Raw genomic sequence first — 18685 nt, forward strand, 5'->3', positions numbered from 1 at the left:
GCTATATGGTGAATAGTGTGATGGAATGGTGCAGTGCTGGCTTGGTAAAGTAGCTAACACCAACCCCTGACGAAGTTTACTCGTCAGGGGTTGACTTGAAGCTTCTTGGAGGCAATGTTCTTGCGATGGCTCCTTCAGAGCGGAACTACAGGCCGCTATTCCCGAGAAAATCTCAATTCCCACGTGCAGGGGGAACTACGGTTCGCTAATTTGCCGATTTCACCCGGAAAACCTGCCATGGAGGGCATATAAGACCTTGTAGTTCCGCACAGAGAGGAATTAGCTCATTTTCCTCAAAATAGCGGACTCCAGTTCCACTAGCGATGTTCTCGCTGGGGTTTTGTGAATTTGTTAGGGGCTGGTGAGGTGGCAGTTGGCTRTATKGTGAATAGTGTGCTGGAATGGTGTAGAGGTGTAGAGGTGTAGAGGTGTAGAGGTGTAGAGGTGTAGAGGTGTAGAGGTGTAGAGGTGTAGAGGTGTAGAGGTGTAGAGGTGTAGAGGTATAGAGGTGTAGAGGTATAGTGGTGTAATGGTGTAATGGTCTAGTACCAGATTGATAATAAACAAGACCGTCAGGGCCCAGGCCTTGGCGGTCTTGTATTTTCCTGAAAAACAACTAGTTTTCAACCGTTGGCAGCTTAAAGCTGAAGATGGAGCCAAGCCCAATCGAGCTTGTGACTTCCAGCGATCCGCCGTGATCAACGGCAATCTTTTGGCAAATGGAGAGGCCCAGACCTGTCCCATTTTCTTTGGTGGTATAGAAGGGATTGAAGATCTGCTCCATTTCGCTTGCGGACATGCCTTCGCCGGAATCTTCAATTTCAATGATCGCGAGTTCATTTTCCTGTTTTATGCGCACGTGAACATCGCCGGGATGCTTCATCGCTTCGAATGCATTTCGGATCAGATTTAACAAAACTTGTACAATTTTATCTCGATCGATGAAGATATAAAGAGCTTCTTCTGTAGCTTCAAAAATGATGGTATGCCCACGATAAAGCGCATCCGATTCCGCTAATGACAATACCCGATCTAGACACTCCGTAACGGATTCCGGCTTCATGTTGCTGATATGCGGTTTGGAGAATTGCAGGAATTCCGCGGTCAGCTCATTCATTCTTCGAATTTCACTCATAATTAATTCATGCCAAGGTTGGATATTGTATTGGCTTTTGGTCGCGATCTGCATGAAGCCTTTGATCGTTGTAAGGGGGTTCCGGATTTCATGTGCCATCCCTGCCGCTAATTCGCCGATCATCTTCATTTTCTCGGAGCGGAATAAATGCTCCTCTCGTTTGAGCCATATTTCACGTTTGCTTTTGAACAAACGCTCCTCGGCCAAAGCGATGAGTTCTTCCTTCGTTGAGGCCTCGTGAGGATGCTGGGCAAAGCTGTAAGTCACCTGAAAACCTAAAATATTCGAATCCAAGGATTCGCTAATATTAGATATAAGGTTCTCTTTGGCCGGCAAAATGATGGCAAACCGATCTCCAGCGTACCGGGACATCGCATAGGAATCATAGAATATGCTGCCCAGCAAAAGCGCAATCTGATTGAGTGTTTCGTTGCCGTTGTGTATGTTCTCGTAATTTACCGATTTGAAATCCTGGAAATCCAACAGAACTAAAATGAAGTTTAAGCGCTTAACCATCAAGCTTTCAACGGTGGTTACGTAGCCTTCGTAATTCAATAGTCCTGTCAGCGGGTCATGCGTCGTAAGATAATCATTTTCCTCGCGTAAACGTTTCTTTTCGAGAAACCGATCAAAATATAATACAGCATTAAGCACCAATTCAAATGACTGGACCAATGAAACAGGGCGAGGAATATAAACTGAATGTTGGTTAAAAAAGGGAGCTTTCCCTCGAAGGCGATGCTGAGGTAAAAAGCGCAGCCCAATGCAATGACTGAGGTGATATTTGGCGCATTCCCCATTGCTATGGATGATACCATGGTCAAGCAACAAATAAAGGGGATACCTATATGTTTGATTATCTTGATGACCAACGGTTAACACTCCCGACTCTTGTATAGAATTGGCAATCTTCATCTTATAGATTATAAACGAAGTTTGATTCAATATATGTCGGTTTATGTCACGGATTTCGTTAATTTTTGATGTTTTTTTTTAACGTTTGTATAGATTAGGAGAGAAGGGTGTCGTTTTGGGCGACACCCTGTTACCGATGATTCCGATACTCCTTGGGAGACATCTGGAATTGCTGTTTGAATACATTGGTGAAATAATTTGGCTCATCGAAGCCAATGGCACAAGCGATCTCGAATATTTTCATATCCGTGTTTCGCAGCAGCAGAGCTGCTTTGTCCATGCGCAGACGGGTCACGAAGCGGGTGAAGCTTTCGCCGGTTGCTTTTTTAAATAGTACGCTGAAATAGCTGGAGTTGAGGTGAAGATGGGTGGCCACATCCGTTAGACGGCACTCTTCGTTGTAGTGCTCCTCGATGTACTTTGTAGCTTTTTCGATGACGTTGTCGCTCTTGGACGCCTGCCAGTTATTGAACAGAAAGAGGAAGTTGTTCACCTGCACGTCTGCCCAGCGAAGGACTTCTTCGACAGTCCAATGCGCCTGCGGCATGTCGGTCGGTATTCTTGCTGTCGCTTCTTTACCATCAGGGTCGAACTGCTTCTGAATGGTTCCCAGCAATGCAATCGAGAGCGTTAGCGCCTGAATTTTCATATCTTCAGGCGGCTGCTGGGACAATTCTGTGAGCAGCTGATTCAGAAGCTGCTGCAGCGCATTCTCCTGTGCGATCAGAATGGCAGACATGAGCTTCATTTCCAGCTCATTTACTTTCGCCTGATTTAAGGAGAGTGTCATTCCCGAGCCTGTACCCGCTTCTTTATCGACCCGTTGGTCATCAGCATCCGAAGTGGTCTCACTGCTCTTGAATTGCTTATAAAATTCAGCAAGCTGCTTATAAGAGGGAGCTGCGCCCATGGCTTGAACGCTCACCCGAATGTTCAAGTACTCTAGAGAAGCATCCTGCACGGCTTGGATGAAGCTTTCGTCCGGCCCAGGCTTATCGGCGACCACGACGAAACGGTCATGTTCGACCAAGAGGAGCCTGGCATGTAGGCCAGCGCCTTTCAGCAGCTCCTCGGCGATATTGGAGAAAGCGAACTGCAGTAAGCTGAGGTCCGATTTGCCGTAATTTTTGAGGGCCAAGTCTTCACTGTTCAGCTGAAGCAGCCACAGCTCCTTCGTCAGAAGAAGCTCATCCATGTGTTTCATGGCTTCATAAGACGAAGGTAGATCTAATAAAGCAGCACGCAGCTCTTGATCCTGCTGTAATTTACGCTGTGCGAGGAGATGCTGCTGCTGAGCGTATTTCTCATAGTACCGTTCAGAGGCTTTGTTCATGACTTGCATGACGTCTTGTTCGGTGCAAGGCTTGATAAGTAGATCCAACGCCCCGAGTCTGACCGCCGCCTGGGCGTATTCAAAATTTTTGTAGCCTGTAAGGATGATCACCAGTAGGTCTGGATAATGTTTTCTCAAATGTCCTACAAATTCGATGCCATCCATGACGGGCATGCGAATATCCGTAAGCACGAGATCGGGCTTGACCCTATCTACCAATGCCAGCGCATCTTGCCCATTGCTGGCCTCCCCGACAACGTTCCAGCCAATTTGTCCTTCCTCGAACATTTTGATCAAGCCCTTACGGAAGTTGGGTTGGTCTTCAACAATCACTACGTTACCCTTCAACATGCTGGCTCAGCTCCTTTCTTGTTGGGTGATTAGGCAGGATTAGGCGCATCGTCGTTCCGCTATTCACAACACTTTCAACTTCGAGGCGGTAAGGCTGTCCGTGAACGAGCTCTAGCCGCCTAACGACACTGCGAACACCAAGGTGTTCCCGTCCATCTGAGCGCTGAGGCAGGGACGTACCTTTCGGTCCGAGCAGGATAGCGATCGCGGATTCATCCATACCGCAGCCGTTATCGGTCACCTCAATTTCCAGATGCTCAAGATGCTGGCGAGCTCGAATGACCAGGACCTTATGCGACACCTTATTTCGAAAGCCATGTACGAATACATTTTCTACGAGAGGCTGGAGAAGGAAGCGCATCATCTCGTTATCCAGCACTTGCTCATCCGCTTGAATAATCGTTTCCAATTCGGGTTCGAATAATTCGGTTTGCATCTTCACATAATTGCGAATTTGCTGGAATTCTTCCCTGACGGTTGTCAGTGTACGGACGGGCATGAGGGAGTATTTGAGCATTTCCGAAATGGTGGCGATTAAGGCAGCAGTGTCCTTTTCATTTTGCAAATAAAGTTTCCAGTAAATTTCGTTAAACATATTGTGCAGGAAATGAGGGTTCAGCTGCACCTGCAGCGCTTTAAGCTCTGCTTCTCTTTCGCTTAGCTGGGTGAGATATACCTCAGTAATCAACCTGCCGACCTGCTCAGCCATGGCATTGAAGCTCTCGCCCATATAAGCCAGTTCATCCTTGGTGCGGATTTCAATACGGGCACTGAAGTCACCGGAACGCACTTTGCGCAGTCCAAGCAATAAATCCTTGATCGGTCTCAAGAGCTTGCCTGTCGAGATGACGATGAGAATGCTCGTTAATAGAATACTGATTAAGCCAGTATAGACAATGCGCTTGGATAAATTTTTATTTTTAACTTGAATGTCGGATAGGGAGGTTGAGCTGACAAGCTTGAAGGAGATCGCTTTGGATATTCCCTGTACATACAGATGATTGTTCATCACCCGAGTTTCGTTCATATCCATTAGCAGCTGCGCTTTCTCAGCTGTTTCATGCGTGGAATTACTATACAGCAATTCCTTGTTAGCGTTGTACAAATAGACTTCGCCTGTGCCGTCTTTGGTTAATTCCTTTAATATTCCAGCAAAAAATGATTCATCCACAGCCATCACGAGAACACCGTATGTTTGCAGCGCGCTATTTTTCATTAATCTAGCGATAATAATGGTTTGCCTGAAACCACTCGGTTCAATGGAGCTAGGCAGAGGCATGCTCATCCAGGCTAAGTTCCCATAGGTGTCGCTTAGTTTGGATTGGATCGTTTGAAAGGTTGGGGCATCCAAGTTTTTGATCGCAGAAGTCGTATAACTGAAATAGGAAGGATTGCCGTTTAAGTCATACAGATACATGCCTGTAATATAAGGCGCGTCTGATTTAATTTGGAAAATCTGCTCTTCAATTTGTTTTTTATCATAATACAGATTAAAGGCATCGGAATCCTCTTGTGAGTTGATTCGTTTGATGAGCATTTCAATTTGCGGATTGAATACCACGGTTTGGGAGACGCGTACAATCTCCTGAACTTTCATCTCAATTTTGGCCAAAGCCTCTTCATTCGTCCGGGAGAATTGCTTGCTGATCTCCTCTTCAAACAATTTCAGATTATACTGATAAGTCAAATAACCGGTAATCCCGAAGGCAAGTAAAATGATGGCGGACAGGCTAATAATTAATCTGATCCTGAAGCTCCGGTTGATTCCAATGAGTAGTTGTCGCCAGATTTGCATCTCAGATTCCCCAATTTGCTTATAGTTTGCAAGCCATAACGTTGCTGAGGACATTATACAATATTTTTTTCATATAATAATCGCTTCCATCCATTACCTAATGAATTTATAGAATCTTCTATAATTTTTTAAGGGTTTTGATACACCAACCCGGGTATGATAGGATTCATACCAAAGAAATTAGGGAGTGAGCAAGCATGAGCAGTCGAATCGAAGAACCTCCTGTCACTTTATCATCTATGAACCTGCACAAGACAGCTTCTCTAAAACGGAGCAGGCGATTAAAACAAAACATTCCTTTGTTCATCATGTTAATTCCAGTTATCGCTTATTATGTGTTATTCAAATATTGGCCTATGGGCGGACTTGTTATCGCTTTCAAAACTTATAATTTTGCGGATGGCATATGGAATAGCCCTTGGGTGGGGTTGAAGAATTTTAACCTTTTGTTTTCCAGCTCCAATACGCTCCAAATCATTTGGAATACGTTCTGGCTGAGCTTTCTAAGCTTACCATCATCTACTTGGCTGCTCTAACGACGATTGATCCTTCGCTTTATGAATCAGCCTGTATAGATGGAGCTACGAAGTGGCGTCAGATGTGGCACGTAACGCTCCCCGGCATTCGGCACACCATTATATTATTGCTGATATTAGCCATGGGGAAGATTATGGAAGTAGGATTTGATCAGGTGTATAACTTACAGAACGCTGCGGTTGCGGACGTGTCGGAGGTTATCAGTACTTACATTTATAAAATAGGATTAGGCAGCTCTCAATTTAGCTTGACGACGGCCATGGGACTATTCGAATCGGTCATTAGCTGCAGCCTCGTGCTGATCGCAAATCAGATTGCCAAAAAATTCGATCAAGCTTTGTTCTAGAGAGGAGGACATGTATTGAAAGCGACAAGAGGAGAAAAGCTTTTCTATACGGTCAATTACGTGCTGCTTGCACTCATTGCCTTAACTTGCATCCTGCCATTTATTCATATCATAGCGCTATCACTGAGCGATCGGTCATCTGTAGATTCAGGTCACGTCTTCTTCTGGCCGATAGGGCTGCAGTTCACAGCCTACAAAATTTTCTTCATCGCGAGTCCAGCTTTTAATGCTTTCAAAAATAGCGTGTTCATTACCGTAGTCGGCGTGGTATTAAGTTTACTCGGCACTATTTTAGCCGCCTACCCGTTGTCCAGATCCTATTTATTCGCTCGTCGTTATCTGGTTCTCGGTATGGTATTTACGATGTTATTCGCTGGAGGATTAATTCCAACCTATCTCGTGGTAAAAAATATGYATCTTATCGACTCCTACTGGTCCTTATGGTTGACAGGATTCATTAGCACTTACAATATGCTGCTGATGAAAAGCTATTTTGAGAACATTCCGTATGAAGTACAGGAAGCTGCGCGAATTGACGGATGTAGTGATACCGCACTGCTCATTCGAGTTATCTTACCGTTATCCTTGCCGATGTTGGCGACTTTGGCGTTATTTTATGGCATTAACTATTGGAACGCGTTCATGAGTGTGCTGATGTATATCAATAAGAGCGACATGATGAATCTAACTGTCGTTGTGCAAGCCATGCTGCAAAAGAATGATCTATTGAATTCTCCTTCCCTGAATAGTGAGGAGCAAGCAGCGGTTGCTACAGAGATGGTGAAAGCTGTGGGTGTTGTTGTGATGGTTGTGCCTATGCTGGTGATTTATCCTTTCTTGCAGAAGTATTTCGTCAAAGGTGTCATGCTTGGATCCGTTAAAGGTTAATATCGTTGGTGTTCCCGTTTAACAAAACGTCACTATAAAATTTCGCAGGGGGAAAATGCGTATGAAAAACATGAGATTGTGGCTTGGAATGACCGTAGGGGTTGTTGCACTTGGAGCAACGTTAGTTGGCTGCAGCAGTGACAAAAAAGAAGGAACAGCACCAACGACGACCAGCAAACAAGGTGAGGAGAAGCCAGCCAAGCGTGGGGATGTGACGGTATCCATGTACGATCGTGGCGCCGTTCCTGCATCGGAAGGTTCGTATGAAGAGAATCGCTGGAGCAAATGGATCAACCAGAACGGGCCGGTAAACGTGAAGTATGTTCCTATTCTGCGCAGTGATTCAACGAAAAAGTTGAACGTTCTGTTTGCATCGGGTTCTGCTCCGGATATCGTCAACGAATACACGACACCGTTTCGAGGTAGTTTGTATGATCAAAAGCAGCTGCTTCCTATTGATAACATTTTACAATACATGCCTGAATACCAGAAGCTGCTGACGCAATATCCTCAGTTGAAAAAAGCGGGGACGAAGCCCGATGGCAAGCTGTACGAAATCGGTAAGGTCAAAGAAGCGGTTCCTGCTCATATTTTGCTCATACGGACAGATTGGTTGAAGAAATTAAATCTTGCTATGCCGACTACAACGGATGAATTATTGAATGTGGCTAAAGCATTTGCCGATCAAGACCCTGATGGTAATGGTAAAAAGGATACATATGGCCTCAATATGAGCACATATTCCGAGCAAGCGATCAATGAGATGTTTGGTGAGAGCTCATCTAGTTCGCTGCTGGCATGGGATCTTAAGGATGGCAAAGTTGTCCGTGCGTGGGATAAAGAGCTTGCATCTCTCGCATTCAAGAAGCGTCTCTATGATGAAGGCTTGATCGATAAAGACTATATCAACGATAAAGACGGTGCCAAGGCGAAACAGGACTTTCTCAATGGAAAGATCGGCATTTACGTGAAGTTTACTGGAGGTTGGTATGACTTTGTCATGAATGACCTGACGACTTTGCAGAAAAATGCGCCTGGGGCGGGCGTAGCACCACTAGGTTATCCGAAATCACCGCTGGGGACATTTACAGGTGCAATCGATAATCCTGTTCAGATGACGACAGTCGTGAATGCCAAAGCGAAAGATCCGGAAGCCGTTGGCCGCTATCTTGATTTTATTATGAAGCCGGAAACCGCTAATAAGATTGTCAATGGAGACGAAGGCACTCACTGGAAGAAAGCTCCTAATGGTTGTCCACAAGCGATAGATCCTGCTAAGTCCAAAAATGAAGTCGGCTACGCGTATGACTATACCATGTTCTTCTCATCGGGCGTAGATAAATGTACGTATGTTCTGAATGGTTTCAATGCGGAAGTGCCAGCACAAAAAGCGGGTATGGATATGTATAAAGAGGTTCAGAAGCTCTATTTTGACCCGCAAAGGGAATATCCAGGGATTACTTTAGGTGACCACATGCCTGTGTATAGTGCAGATCTTCAAGTGATTAATACAACGATTCTGAAAGAAAAAGGCGACTTATTCGTTAAAGCCATTCTAAGCGGCGCTAAATACACGCCAGAGCAAGCGATTAAAGACTCGCAAGCAGCTTGGGCCAAAGCTGGCGGTCAACAGCTCGAGGATTTCATGAATAAGTGGTATCAAGAGAATAAAGATACAGCTTTCCTGGCTAAGGATGCCATGATTATCGCGAAACAACAAATGGAAACTGTAAAATAGCGATTAGGCTGCCTACGTTTTTATTGCCGCGGCTGTACACGGGTTTTACCCAAAGTAGAAAGGCCAGTTCATCCCCTACTTCTGGAAGGCTCATTCGGTCGATGGAGTACGCCAATCGGTATGGAGCCAAAGCCGTGGTCGTGCATCCTGGTGAAGTGCCTTTTGCGTACAATATTGATCTGGATTTGAAGAAGTTCTATCAGGATCACGGGAGGGCGTCGGCGGAGTATCAAGCACTGTGGCAGAACATGCTGGAGAGGCGCGAGAAGCTTAGTCCGCGGTATACGAAACGGATTCAAGACAGCTTGGACGAAGTGAGTGACTATGCAGCGAAAAAAGGATGGGATATCGCGATTGGCATCGAAACACGCTCGAGATCGTATCAGATGCCGACGCTGATGGAGGCCAAAACGATTTGCGATCATTTGGAGGGCAGCCCTGTTCGTCTTTGGTACGATATCGGTCATGCTATGATGATGGATCGAATGGGATTGTACGATAATCTGAAAGAGCTGGAGGAAGTTAAGCGCTATATTTATGGTGTACATATTCATGAAACACTTGGGCTTTCCGACCATTGGTGTCCCTATGTACATAGTAAAGATCCACATTACTTTGATCATTTCCTTGAAGCTATCGACATGGCTAAGGTTAAAGTGTACGAGTTGAAGGCTGTCTGCCAGCCGGATGAGATCGAGGAGAGCCACAGTCTTATCACAAGTAAAATAGCAGCTAGGAAAGGGCAATAGGTGATACATATGGACTTTATATATAAGCAGTTAGTGGAAAATAATGACGATCTGGCGGCATCTGCGCTAGGCAATCAGGTACTAGATCCAGCATCCAAGTATTACGGCGGCGTGAAAGACGAGACGGGCATTGCGCGCGCAAGCCATCACAGTACGCCTGTTTATATAGCTGCATGGGCAACGGCTTTGGTGAATCCTGACTCCAGATTCTACCACAGTGAGTCATTAGCAGCTTCCTTGGGGCTAGCAGCATCTTTCATGCTGAATAGGCAGCATACGGACGGGACGATTTCGCTGGGTTCAACCAATTATAACTCACCTCCTGACACCGGCTTCGTGATTGGCGGGGTCGCGCAGATATATCAACTGCTCGCAGGTCATGATTGRTCGGTCCTACAGCCGATAGCAGCCAAATTAAAGCTATTTCTGGAACGAACGATACCAGCCATGCTGACAGGTGGCTGCCATACGCCGAATCATCGCTGGGTTCTTACGGCCGCATTAGCCCAACTGTATGACATTTTCAAGAGGCCGGAGCTCCTTGCGCGAGCGGATGAATGGCTGGCTGAAGGTCTAGATATTACGGCAGATGGTGAATGGACCGAGCGGAGCAATGGAATTTACAATGCCGTCAGTAATGTTGCACTGTATCATACGGCACGTGTACTGAATCGTCCTGAACTATTGGATAGCGTGCGCCTCAATCTGCGTATGATGGTCTACCTCATCCATCCGTCAGGGGAAGTAGTGACCGACTACTCGGGCCGGCAGGACTTCGGCCAAACCTATGACATGGCTACCTACTATACGATTTATCGCTTAATGGCTGCGCATGATAAGGATCCAGTTTTTGCTGCCATGTGCGATTATGCCGCTGCTTTCATCAAACGCCCTGACGGCGTAAACAATAACGCTCATCTGCACGTGCTGCTTTATCCGGAAGTAGAGGAAGCTATCCGTAATTTGGAACGCGCAGAGCTGCCCGATCACTATACTTGCATCCTTAATCAGCAGCATCCTATGAAGGATCACTTGGGCTTAATTGACGCTGTCGGCCATCATCTGAAAATTCAGCACAGCTCCATGCATCTGGCCTTCGGAGCGCCAGTCGTGCGCATTCGGGAGAAGGATAAGAGCATAACGATTATGCCGCAAACACCGTCCTTCTTCTCGCTTCGTCATGGGAAAGTAAGATTACTGGGCATTAAGCTGTCCACATCCTTCTCTCCAGGTATCGTTAAATTTGATCAGCTAACCGCTGAAGATGGCGTCTATCGACTAGGTGTTGTTATGGAAAAAGGCTACAACGGGCCAATCCCGCAGCAGCATCTTCCCCTTTCGGCGAAAGGCTCGGTAAGTCCGTGGTACTTGCTGCCACATCAGCATCGGCCGATGACGCATCTGCAAACGCATGAGCTGCAGGTTGAGATTACACCCAATGAATCCGATTGGACAATCCGCATTCATTCCGATGAACGTGAAGATATCTTTACGCAGCTAACTTTTATTCTGGGCAGTGAAGGAGAGGTAGAGGGAGAGGATCTGCACGATGCAGGAGAAGGGAAATATTTCCTCAAAAGCGGATCTGTGACCTACCGGGTAGATGAAGATCGCATTGAAATATCCTCAGGAGCTTTCGAACACTTGCTACCTATACTTCGAGAAGACCAGCACCCGGCAGGCTGCCAATATGTCCATGTGAACCTGGTGACGCCGTTCGACCGAACCTTCACGGTACGGCTGCTGTAGAAAGGATTGTGGAGAAATGACAACCTATTTCAATGAGCAAGAGAGCATCCAGTCTCGGTTGGGTCGGGACGAAAAATGCATACTAAAAGTGCTTGCTGACCGCTATATCGGGGCCAATCCTCCTGTGCCTTTTGCCTTTCGGGCGTTCAACCGGTCAGGCATTCTGCAGAATGATGAGGGCTTATTCGATCTCAATCTTCGTGATAGATTCCCAGAGGCAAGGCAGGGCCAAATTTCTTATGCTTACTCGCTTGTATGGAGTGATAGCGATCGGAATCTAGACGTATTGCTGCGTTGTTTGGGTCCTATTCAGTTTTATTTTAATGATGAGTTAACCTATCGTTCCAATGTTATGGACGAGCTGAAGCCTGATGCGACCGTCAAGTTGAACCTCAATTTCGTCAAAGGCTGGAATCGTCTTCTGATTAAAGCGAAGATGACGCCGGCGGGATTCGGATGTTTATTCGGATCAGACGAAGCAAAAGTAAGAATCCTGAATGTGCGTTCACCATTCGCTGAAAGAGCGGGGCATGCGGGATGGGTGTACTCAGCTCCAGTCGACTTCGATCTGTTCGAGGAGAGTCCGCTGCCAGCAGCGTTCTCTTCCGAGAAGGAGCAAGGAGTCACTTGGCTGCCGGCATGCGAGTGGAGCGAAGAAGAGCTAGCTTTACAGGTCTGTGAGCGCATGTTCGGCCTCCAGCCCGGAAAGCGGGCTTACGCTTGGACCCAGCTGGATGCTGTCGGCATCGGCAACGCTCCTTATGTGCTAAAGGGAAGCACAACCGGACCGCTGACCGTTTGGGTAGACGGCCATCAGGTTGCAGCGCTGAAGATGGAAGGCAGCTTCCAAGTGGACGTGCCGCTTGCATTCGGCAAACACGATGTAGTGATCCGCAGCGAGTGTGAGCTCACATCACGTTCGTGGGGCTTCGCCATACATGCGTATGCGGGCGGAGAGCAGGTGCCGTTCCATTCGCCTGTGGACGTGCATGGATCAGATGAGGCATGGCTCTATTTGGGTCCTTTTGATGCAAATGTGGAACTGAATGACAACGAGATCGCTACGACGAAGCGAATTTTTGCGAACAATTATTGGCGCTTGGACCAGCCAGAGACGTGGATTCGTCCCTATTATGAGAACGCCATGCTGAGCAATAAGTGGACGGTTGGCAATATGACCAACTTTGCTCGCTGGGATTATCCGCTGGGGGTGACCATCTACGGTCTGCTGCAAGCTGGTCGTTTACTGGAACGGCGGGATATTCTCTCGTATGCGCTGAATCATGTTCAAAGCTGTACCGATATGTTCGAGTACTCGCTATGGGATCGCGAGCAGTATGGGTTTCCGGCCATTAATCAGCAGTTGGTCATGATGAAAATGCTCGACAACTGCGGCTCGTTCGGATCTGCCATGTTGGAGTCATATAAGGAAGATAAGCATTCGGGTTACCTGCCAATTGCGGAGAGAATTGCCGACTTCATGCTTCAGCAGTTGGAGCGGAAGGAAGACGGTGCCTTCTATCGCGTGTGTCAGGATGAGTATTCGGAGAATACCATGTGGGCTGACGACCTCTACATGAGCACACCTTTCCTGTGCCGTTATGCGGCAATCACGGGAAACCGTGAAGCGCTGGATGAAGCGGCTAAACAGTTCCTTCTCTTCCGGAACTATCTGTTTATGCCGGAGCAGCGCATCATGTCCCACGTATTTGATTTCAAATACGGGATGCCGACGAATATTCCGTGGGGACGTGGCAACGGATGGACCTTATTCTCCCTGACCGAGGTGCTGGAGGCCTTGCCGGCAGATCATGCGCTTCGCGCTGAGCTTGTCCGCTTCTTTAACGAGCTGTGCGCGGGTTACGCCGAGCTTCAAGCAGAGAGCGGGCTGTGGCATCAGGTGTTGAATGATCCTGACGCGTATCATGAGGCTTCTTGTACGGCGATGTTTGCGTATTCGTTTGCCAGAGGCGTCCGCTTCGGCTGGCTCACTGAGCCGCAGCAGTTCATACAGGCTGCGCTCAAAGCCTGGGATGGCTTAACGCGTTATGCCATTGACGCACAGGGTAACGTGCATGGCGTTTGCAGCGGCTCACGATATGCTTTTACAGCGGACTATTACAAGAATGATCTGCTTACCGTCACGAACGATAACCATGGGGTAGGTATTATGATGCTGGCAGGTACCGAGATCGTTAAGCTGAAGGATGGGTTAAGGGAGCTGGCAAGCAGGGGTTGAAGACAGTCAGTCACGGCGGATTTTATGTTAAAATAGTGCTATTTTTGTTTGTCGATTCCTGGTGGCGATGACCACGAATAGTTCTTTCCTCTAGTATGCGAGAGAGATTCTCTCGATATATTAGAGGTTTTTTTTGTATTTTCTACAATTTATTACATTTTACCTAATCAAATAGTGCTAAAGGTGCATAATATATGATTGTGGCAGACATTAGATTTGCTAGATTCATATAAATGTATGCGAATATACCATAACATTGCGAGGTGAGTAGGATGATGCTTCCGATTAATTCAAAGGCTAGCCAGAAAGCGATTGATGTTTTGAATTACTTGTATACGATATCAGGTTCCAAAACATTAACGGGGATTCATAACTGGCTGGAGGACCCGAATGGTTATGTCAATGAGATTAACAAGCTGTACAGTGATTACCCTGGTGTTGCCGGGTATGAAATGGGACCCATTTCAGGTCAGACAGCTGCGCAGGTCACAACTCAAAGACAGAATGTAACGAATGCAGCGAAGAAATATGTTCAAAGTGGCGGTATTGTGACCATGATTTGGCATCAGAATTATCCACTCACAACCTATACTTGGTCCAATGTCCAAAGAAGTACGACGCTTTGGGTTTGGAATGCGAATGCGCCTAAGAGTTCAGACATTAACCCTTACTTGACACATTTCGTAGGGACAAGCAAATGCGATATCTTAGGGACGGATTTATATATGTATGGGAACGAGCCATTTAAGCAGGAATATTATGAGGGTCTCGTGGCTATTTCCGGTGGAAAACCAGTTGCCGTGGCAGAAATTGGCCAATTATTCCCGAGCTCAACCTTTAATCAGCAACCCAATTGGGTATGGTTTATGGTGTGGGCGAATTATTTATACGACTATAATACCCCGGGGCAGCGAAATGCCTTATACCCGACTTCCGTAGCAAAAACGTTGAATCGAAGTGAGGTCAATATCCCCACAATACCGACTCCAGATACTCAAGCACCGACAATGCCGATGAACTTGGCGGCGTCATCCAAGACCATGACCTCTGTTACACTAACCTGGACGGCATCGACAGATAATATTGGCGTAACGGGATACGAAGTTTATGTGAATAACACAACCTTAGCGGGAACTACGACAATGACCAGCTTTACAGTCACGGGTCTAACGGCGAATACGGCGTACCGCTTTTTAGTAAAAGCAAAAGATGCTGCGGGAAATAATTCTGCTTTTACCCCACCGCTCACGGTGACAACCGATGCTATCTATACGAATTTGGTTCGTGGCATTAATTTCGGAGGGTCATCTATTACGATTGATGGACAAGGATGGCTAGCGGGAAATCATGTTCTATTAACGTATTCACCCAATGTAAAATCTTACGTTAATTCACCGGCTATTACTCCGGTTCCTGAAGTTGACATCGCTTCAAGCGCAATGCTTAATTCTAAAGTTTATGCTTCAGAATCCAGTTTTACGGTTGCTCAATCGCTGTCCAGTGGCAGTTATCAAGTGTATGTTTGGTCCATTGAAAGTTATCAAGCAAATTCATGTTCCTTCGATATGGTTCTTGAAGGTGCGCAGGTAACAACAACTCCAATCGGGATGTTAGCTCTAAACACTTGGGCCAAATATGGTCCTTACAGTGTCACCGTGAAGGACGGCGTATTAAATATGGAGATACGGCGGGTAACTGGCGATCCAGGCACGACGGGGATGGCGATCTACGCAGCTGCCGTGTAATGCCAAAAAGTCCGACATCCACTTAACGTGTGTGACGGACTTTCTGCTTTTATTGCTCTGTTAGCATGTGAAGGAATCGATAAAACGTAAATCGATACCGAAAAACATCCAGGAGAAACCATTCCAACGGAAGCCGGAAATGGAATTACGACCGACAAAAGTCGGAAAATACCAGAACTGCTGGCCATTGCTTAGCCATACATAGGTGAAGCGGAACATGCAGCGTCTAATGCCACCCGGATCTACTGCGAATGTGGAACCAGCCACAGATTGCGGCTTTTGCGGGGTATACGCAGGCGGAGCCGATGTTGGTGCTTGCTCATTGCCACCTGGCACATCTGGGCCTGGGAATCCAGGCTGCCCCGGGAATCCAGGTTGCCCTGGGAATCCGGGTTGCCCTGGGAACCCAGGTTGCCCTGGGAATCCAGGTTGCCCCGGGAATCCAGGTTGCCCCGGGAATCCGGGTTGCCCTGGGAATCCAGATTGCCCCGGGAATCCAGGTTGCCCTGGGAATCCAGATTGCCCCGGCAATCCGGGTTGCCCTGGGAATCCAGATTGCCCTGGGAATCCAGGCAAGCCGGGTAGCCCGAGCATACGTGTGTCATAGATAGGTACCCAAGCGTAGGCTTGCGGTACAGGGTAACCGTATGCATAAGGCGCGGTTTGAGGATAGGAATCAGCATACCCAGGGTCAATTTCCGGCTGCTGCAATACGTCATTGTCCCGTTCCAAATTCCGAGTCTCTTGTTTTTTGTTTGAAGTCATGGATCTAAGTTCCTCCTTAGGTAAAAGCGGATTAGTCGATACTTACTATATGCAGGAGGCTAGACGAATGTCACGGTTGGAGCTGGTCATGAGGAGAGATTTTGCCAAACTATACCAATAGTCCTAATTATATTTTGATTTATGAAGGGTCTAGTCTTTTTATCCTATTAGTAAAGGAAAAATACGGGATTTACCTCCCATGGTTGTAACCTAATTTGTCGTATATAATAGAAATTGGTTATATTTTGAAATAATTGGGGCGGGGTTAATTGAGAGAACTTACGGGGAAAATGTTGAAATACGATGTAACAACGAGCTATGGACTTGTATTAGCGCCAAGCTTAACCGTTCTAACGGCAGAACACTTAGATTTATTCAGACAGCATCGTATTGACTTCATGGACATTATTACGACAAGTCCCCAAGAGCAACTGGAACAAGAACTAGTAGTCACCGACTCCCAAGCTTCTTCAGAAATTTTAGTACAGAAAGCTTCTCTGTTCGCCAAACAATTATTCGAGCAAATGGAATCAGAGAAAAAAATCCCTTTGTACGAAATTAGAAATCAACTCATTCCTATTGTGCAGCAAGCTGCCGAACATCCTGATTTATTTGAACTCCTTGAAGCTGTTAAGGCCAAAGATGAGTATACACATCAGCATAATGTTGGAGTAGGCATACTTTCGACATTAATTGGAAAATGGCTTAAGATGGAAGATAAAGAGGTAGCATTATTGACGCTAGCAGCTACCCTGCATGATGTCGGTAAAATTAAAATATCGCAAGACATTCTCCAAAAACCGGGGAAATTAACAAAAGAAGAATTCAACGAAATGAAACAGCATACGATTCGAGGCTATAACATGCTCAGGGAGACAGTTGGAGTCAACTACCGAGTATCACTTGTCGCCTTGCAGCACCATGAACGAGCAGATGGAAGTGGATATCCTATGGGGTTAAAAGATAGCCAAATCGATCGTTTGAGCCGTATTGTTGCCGTCGCCGATGTGTTCCATGCCATGTCCTCGAATAGACCTTATCAAGACATGATGCCCTTCTACGAAGTCGTGCGACAGATGCGCGCAGGTCTTTTTGGAGAGTTGGACCCGCATATCGTATCTGTGTTCCTAAGAAATATGATTCGAAGCTTAGTTGGCAGGAAAGTAAAATTGACGGATGGTCGATGGGCGGAAGTCGTCTATATCGCCGAAAGCTGTTGCATCAGCGAGAAAACGGTCAAGATTCACTTAGCGAATATTATGAGTAAAATTGGAATCGGCTCGATGCGCCGGCTGTTGGCATTACTTTTGCAGCAAGCATTGATGGTTTCAGGACTTAAAGGTGAGAAGAATTTAGTGAAATCTGTGGGAATGAATTAAACAAAAAGAGAAGGCCTTTCGAGGTACTTTTCTTTTTTTTATGGGCATTTTTCATGATACAATTTGGAACTTAAAAATGGAATATTTTGTTGACATGATACGAAAAGTATCTTAAAGTAGTAATAGAATTAAGATACAAATAGTATCATTCTTTATTTGAAAAGATGACTTCTCACGGAGGGGAAACATGGAAATTAATTTAAAAGAATATTTGATGATTATAAAGAAGCGTTGGTGGCTAATTGCTTTAATTGTATTTGGTTGTACCCTTTTTACAGCCATGTATACGACAGCCAATTATGTTCCAATTTATCAGGCTTCAACCAAATTGATTGTGAATAAGACATTCGAGCAGGRTCAACTTGGCAAGGAGCAAATCGATTATGGAGCAATTAGTGTTAATATGGCCCTCATTAATACCTACAAAGAGATCATTAGAACCCCAGCGATTATGGATAAAGTCGTACAACGATACCCTGACTTGAATGTTTCTACCGATCAATTAATTTCTATTGTGAATGTGTCGAATCTCAATGAAACGCAAGTGATGTCGATTACGGCTCGACATTTTTCACATGATAAAGCCGTGAAGATTGCGAATGCGGTATCAGATGTCTTCCAAACAGAGATCCCCAAAATTATGAAGGTCGATAATATCACCATTCTGAATAGAGCCAAAGTTCAGGACAATCCTACACCCGTGAATCAAAGGTCGAATCAATATATCATTCTCAGTTTTGTTGCATCGCTCGCTGTTACAATTGGTATCATTCTTCTGCTGGATGCTTTGGATGATACATTGAAAACGGACGAGGATGTTCGAGAAGCTTTTGAACTCTCAACCTTAGCCTACATACCGAAGGTGAAAACCAAAGCTCTAAGGACGGCGCAGAAAAATAAATCCAGAAAAAAAGTAGAGGATATTGCATATGCCAAAACTATCCACTGATGCTTCCATAATGATGCAAAAGAATCCCAATTCGCCTTCATCAGAAGCTTATAGATCCCTTAGATTTAATAT

The 18685-nt window shown here is 46.0% G+C and carries 10 protein-coding genes and 4 pseudogenes; 10 read left to right on the top strand and 4 right to left on the bottom strand.

Annotation, left to right across the window (positions count from 1 at the left end; translation table 11 throughout):
- Positions 1 to 616: 616 nt before the first annotated feature.
- The 3 genes from AC1DUA_RS12370 to AC1DUA_RS12380 all read right to left on the bottom strand — a co-directional run bounded on the left by AC1DUA_RS12370 (position 617) and on the right by AC1DUA_RS12380 (position 5529).
- Positions 617 to 1789 (bottom strand): ATP-binding protein, encoded by a 1173-nt coding sequence (locus AC1DUA_RS12370; protein ID WP_477500041.1) that lies wholly within the window; start codon positions 1787 to 1789, stop codon positions 617 to 619.
- Between the two features lie 391 nt (positions 1790 to 2180).
- Positions 2181 to 3734 carry a response regulator transcription factor gene (locus tag AC1DUA_RS12375; protein WP_477500042.1) on the bottom strand — a complete coding sequence of 518 codons (1554 nt, stop codon included), beginning with the start codon at positions 3732 to 3734 and terminating at the stop codon, positions 2181 to 2183.
- Positions 3721 to 5529: a cache domain-containing sensor histidine kinase gene (locus AC1DUA_RS12380; RefSeq protein WP_477500043.1), complete on the bottom strand. Its 1809-nt coding sequence runs from the start codon at positions 5527 to 5529 to the stop codon at positions 3721 to 3723. The genes AC1DUA_RS12375 and AC1DUA_RS12380 overlap by 14 nt, the downstream gene beginning before the upstream one ends.
- Positions 5530 to 5768: 239 nt before the next feature.
- On the opposite strand from AC1DUA_RS12380, the pseudogene AC1DUA_RS12385 reads away from it, so the two are divergent.
- The 8 genes and pseudogenes from AC1DUA_RS12385 to AC1DUA_RS12420 all read left to right on the top strand — a co-directional run.
- Positions 5769 to 6412 (top strand): annotated as a pseudogene (locus AC1DUA_RS12385) (ABC transporter permease subunit).
- Between the two features lie 15 nt (positions 6413 to 6427).
- Positions 6428 to 7300, top strand: a complete 873-nt coding sequence (locus AC1DUA_RS12390; protein ID WP_477500044.1) for a carbohydrate ABC transporter permease — start codon at positions 6428 to 6430, stop codon at positions 7298 to 7300.
- A 61-nt stretch (positions 7301 to 7361) separates the two neighbouring features.
- On the top strand, positions 7362 to 9038 hold the full coding sequence (locus tag AC1DUA_RS12395; RefSeq protein WP_477500045.1) for a type 2 periplasmic-binding domain-containing protein: 1677 nt from the start codon (positions 7362 to 7364) through the stop codon (positions 9036 to 9038).
- Positions 9039 to 9127: 89 nt separating this feature from the next.
- Positions 9128 to 9787, top strand: a pseudogene (locus AC1DUA_RS12400) (TIM barrel protein); the annotation flags it as partial.
- A 9-nt stretch (positions 9788 to 9796) separates the two neighbouring features.
- On the top strand, positions 9797 to 11536 hold the full coding sequence (locus tag AC1DUA_RS12405) for a hypothetical protein (protein ID WP_477500046.1): 1740 nt from the start codon (positions 9797 to 9799) through the stop codon (positions 11534 to 11536).
- 16 nt (positions 11537 to 11552) lie between these two features.
- Positions 11553 to 13775 (top strand): glycoside hydrolase family 88/105 protein, encoded by a 2223-nt coding sequence (locus AC1DUA_RS12410; protein WP_477500047.1) that lies wholly within the window; start codon positions 11553 to 11555, stop codon positions 13773 to 13775.
- A 275-nt stretch (positions 13776 to 14050) separates the two neighbouring features.
- A pseudogene (locus tag AC1DUA_RS12415) lies at positions 14051 to 14662 on the top strand (glycosyl hydrolase); the annotation flags it as partial.
- Between the two features lie 96 nt (positions 14663 to 14758).
- Positions 14759 to 15040 (top strand): annotated as a pseudogene (locus tag AC1DUA_RS12420) (fibronectin type III domain-containing protein); the annotation flags it as partial.
- 540 nt (positions 15041 to 15580) lie between these two features.
- On the opposite strand, the gene AC1DUA_RS12425 reads toward AC1DUA_RS12420, so the two are convergent.
- Positions 15581 to 16114, bottom strand: a complete 534-nt coding sequence (locus tag AC1DUA_RS12425; protein WP_477500050.1) for a collagen-like protein — start codon at positions 16112 to 16114, stop codon at positions 15581 to 15583.
- Positions 16115 to 16554: 440 nt separating this feature from the next.
- Here AC1DUA_RS12425 and AC1DUA_RS12430 point away from each other — a divergent pair, with 440 nt between their 5' ends.
- Positions 16555 to 17664 carry an HD domain-containing phosphohydrolase gene (locus AC1DUA_RS12430; protein ID WP_477500048.1) on the top strand — a complete coding sequence of 370 codons (1110 nt, stop codon included), beginning with the start codon at positions 16555 to 16557 and terminating at the stop codon, positions 17662 to 17664.
- Positions 17665 to 17851: 187 nt separating this feature from the next.
- Positions 17852 to 18613, top strand: coding sequence for a YveK family protein (locus AC1DUA_RS12435; RefSeq protein ID WP_477500049.1), 762 nt, complete (start codon positions 17852 to 17854; stop codon positions 18611 to 18613).
- Positions 18614 to 18685 lie beyond the last annotated feature (72 nt).

The organism is Paenibacillus sp. 01T422, from assembly GCF_056398785.1.

Bases quoted from the DNA above. Each gene is read 5' to 3' on its own strand.
- AC1DUA_RS12375 (WP_477500042.1), bottom strand. From the start codon at position 3,734: ATGTTGAAGGGTAACGTAGTGATTGTTGAAGACCAACCCAACTTCCGT.
- AC1DUA_RS12380 (WP_477500043.1), bottom strand. From the start codon at position 5,529: ATGCAAATCTGGCGACAACTACTCATTGGAATCAACCGGAGCTTCAGG.
- AC1DUA_RS12395 (WP_477500045.1), top strand. From the start codon at position 7,362: ATGAAAAACATGAGATTGTGGCTTGGAATGACCGTAGGGGTTGTTGCA.
- AC1DUA_RS12410 (WP_477500047.1), top strand. From the start codon at position 11,553: ATGACAACCTATTTCAATGAGCAAGAGAGCATCCAGTCTCGGTTGGGT.
- AC1DUA_RS12425 (WP_477500050.1), bottom strand. From the start codon at position 16,114: ATGCTCGGGCTACCCGGCTTGCCTGGATTCCCAGGGCAATCTGGATTC.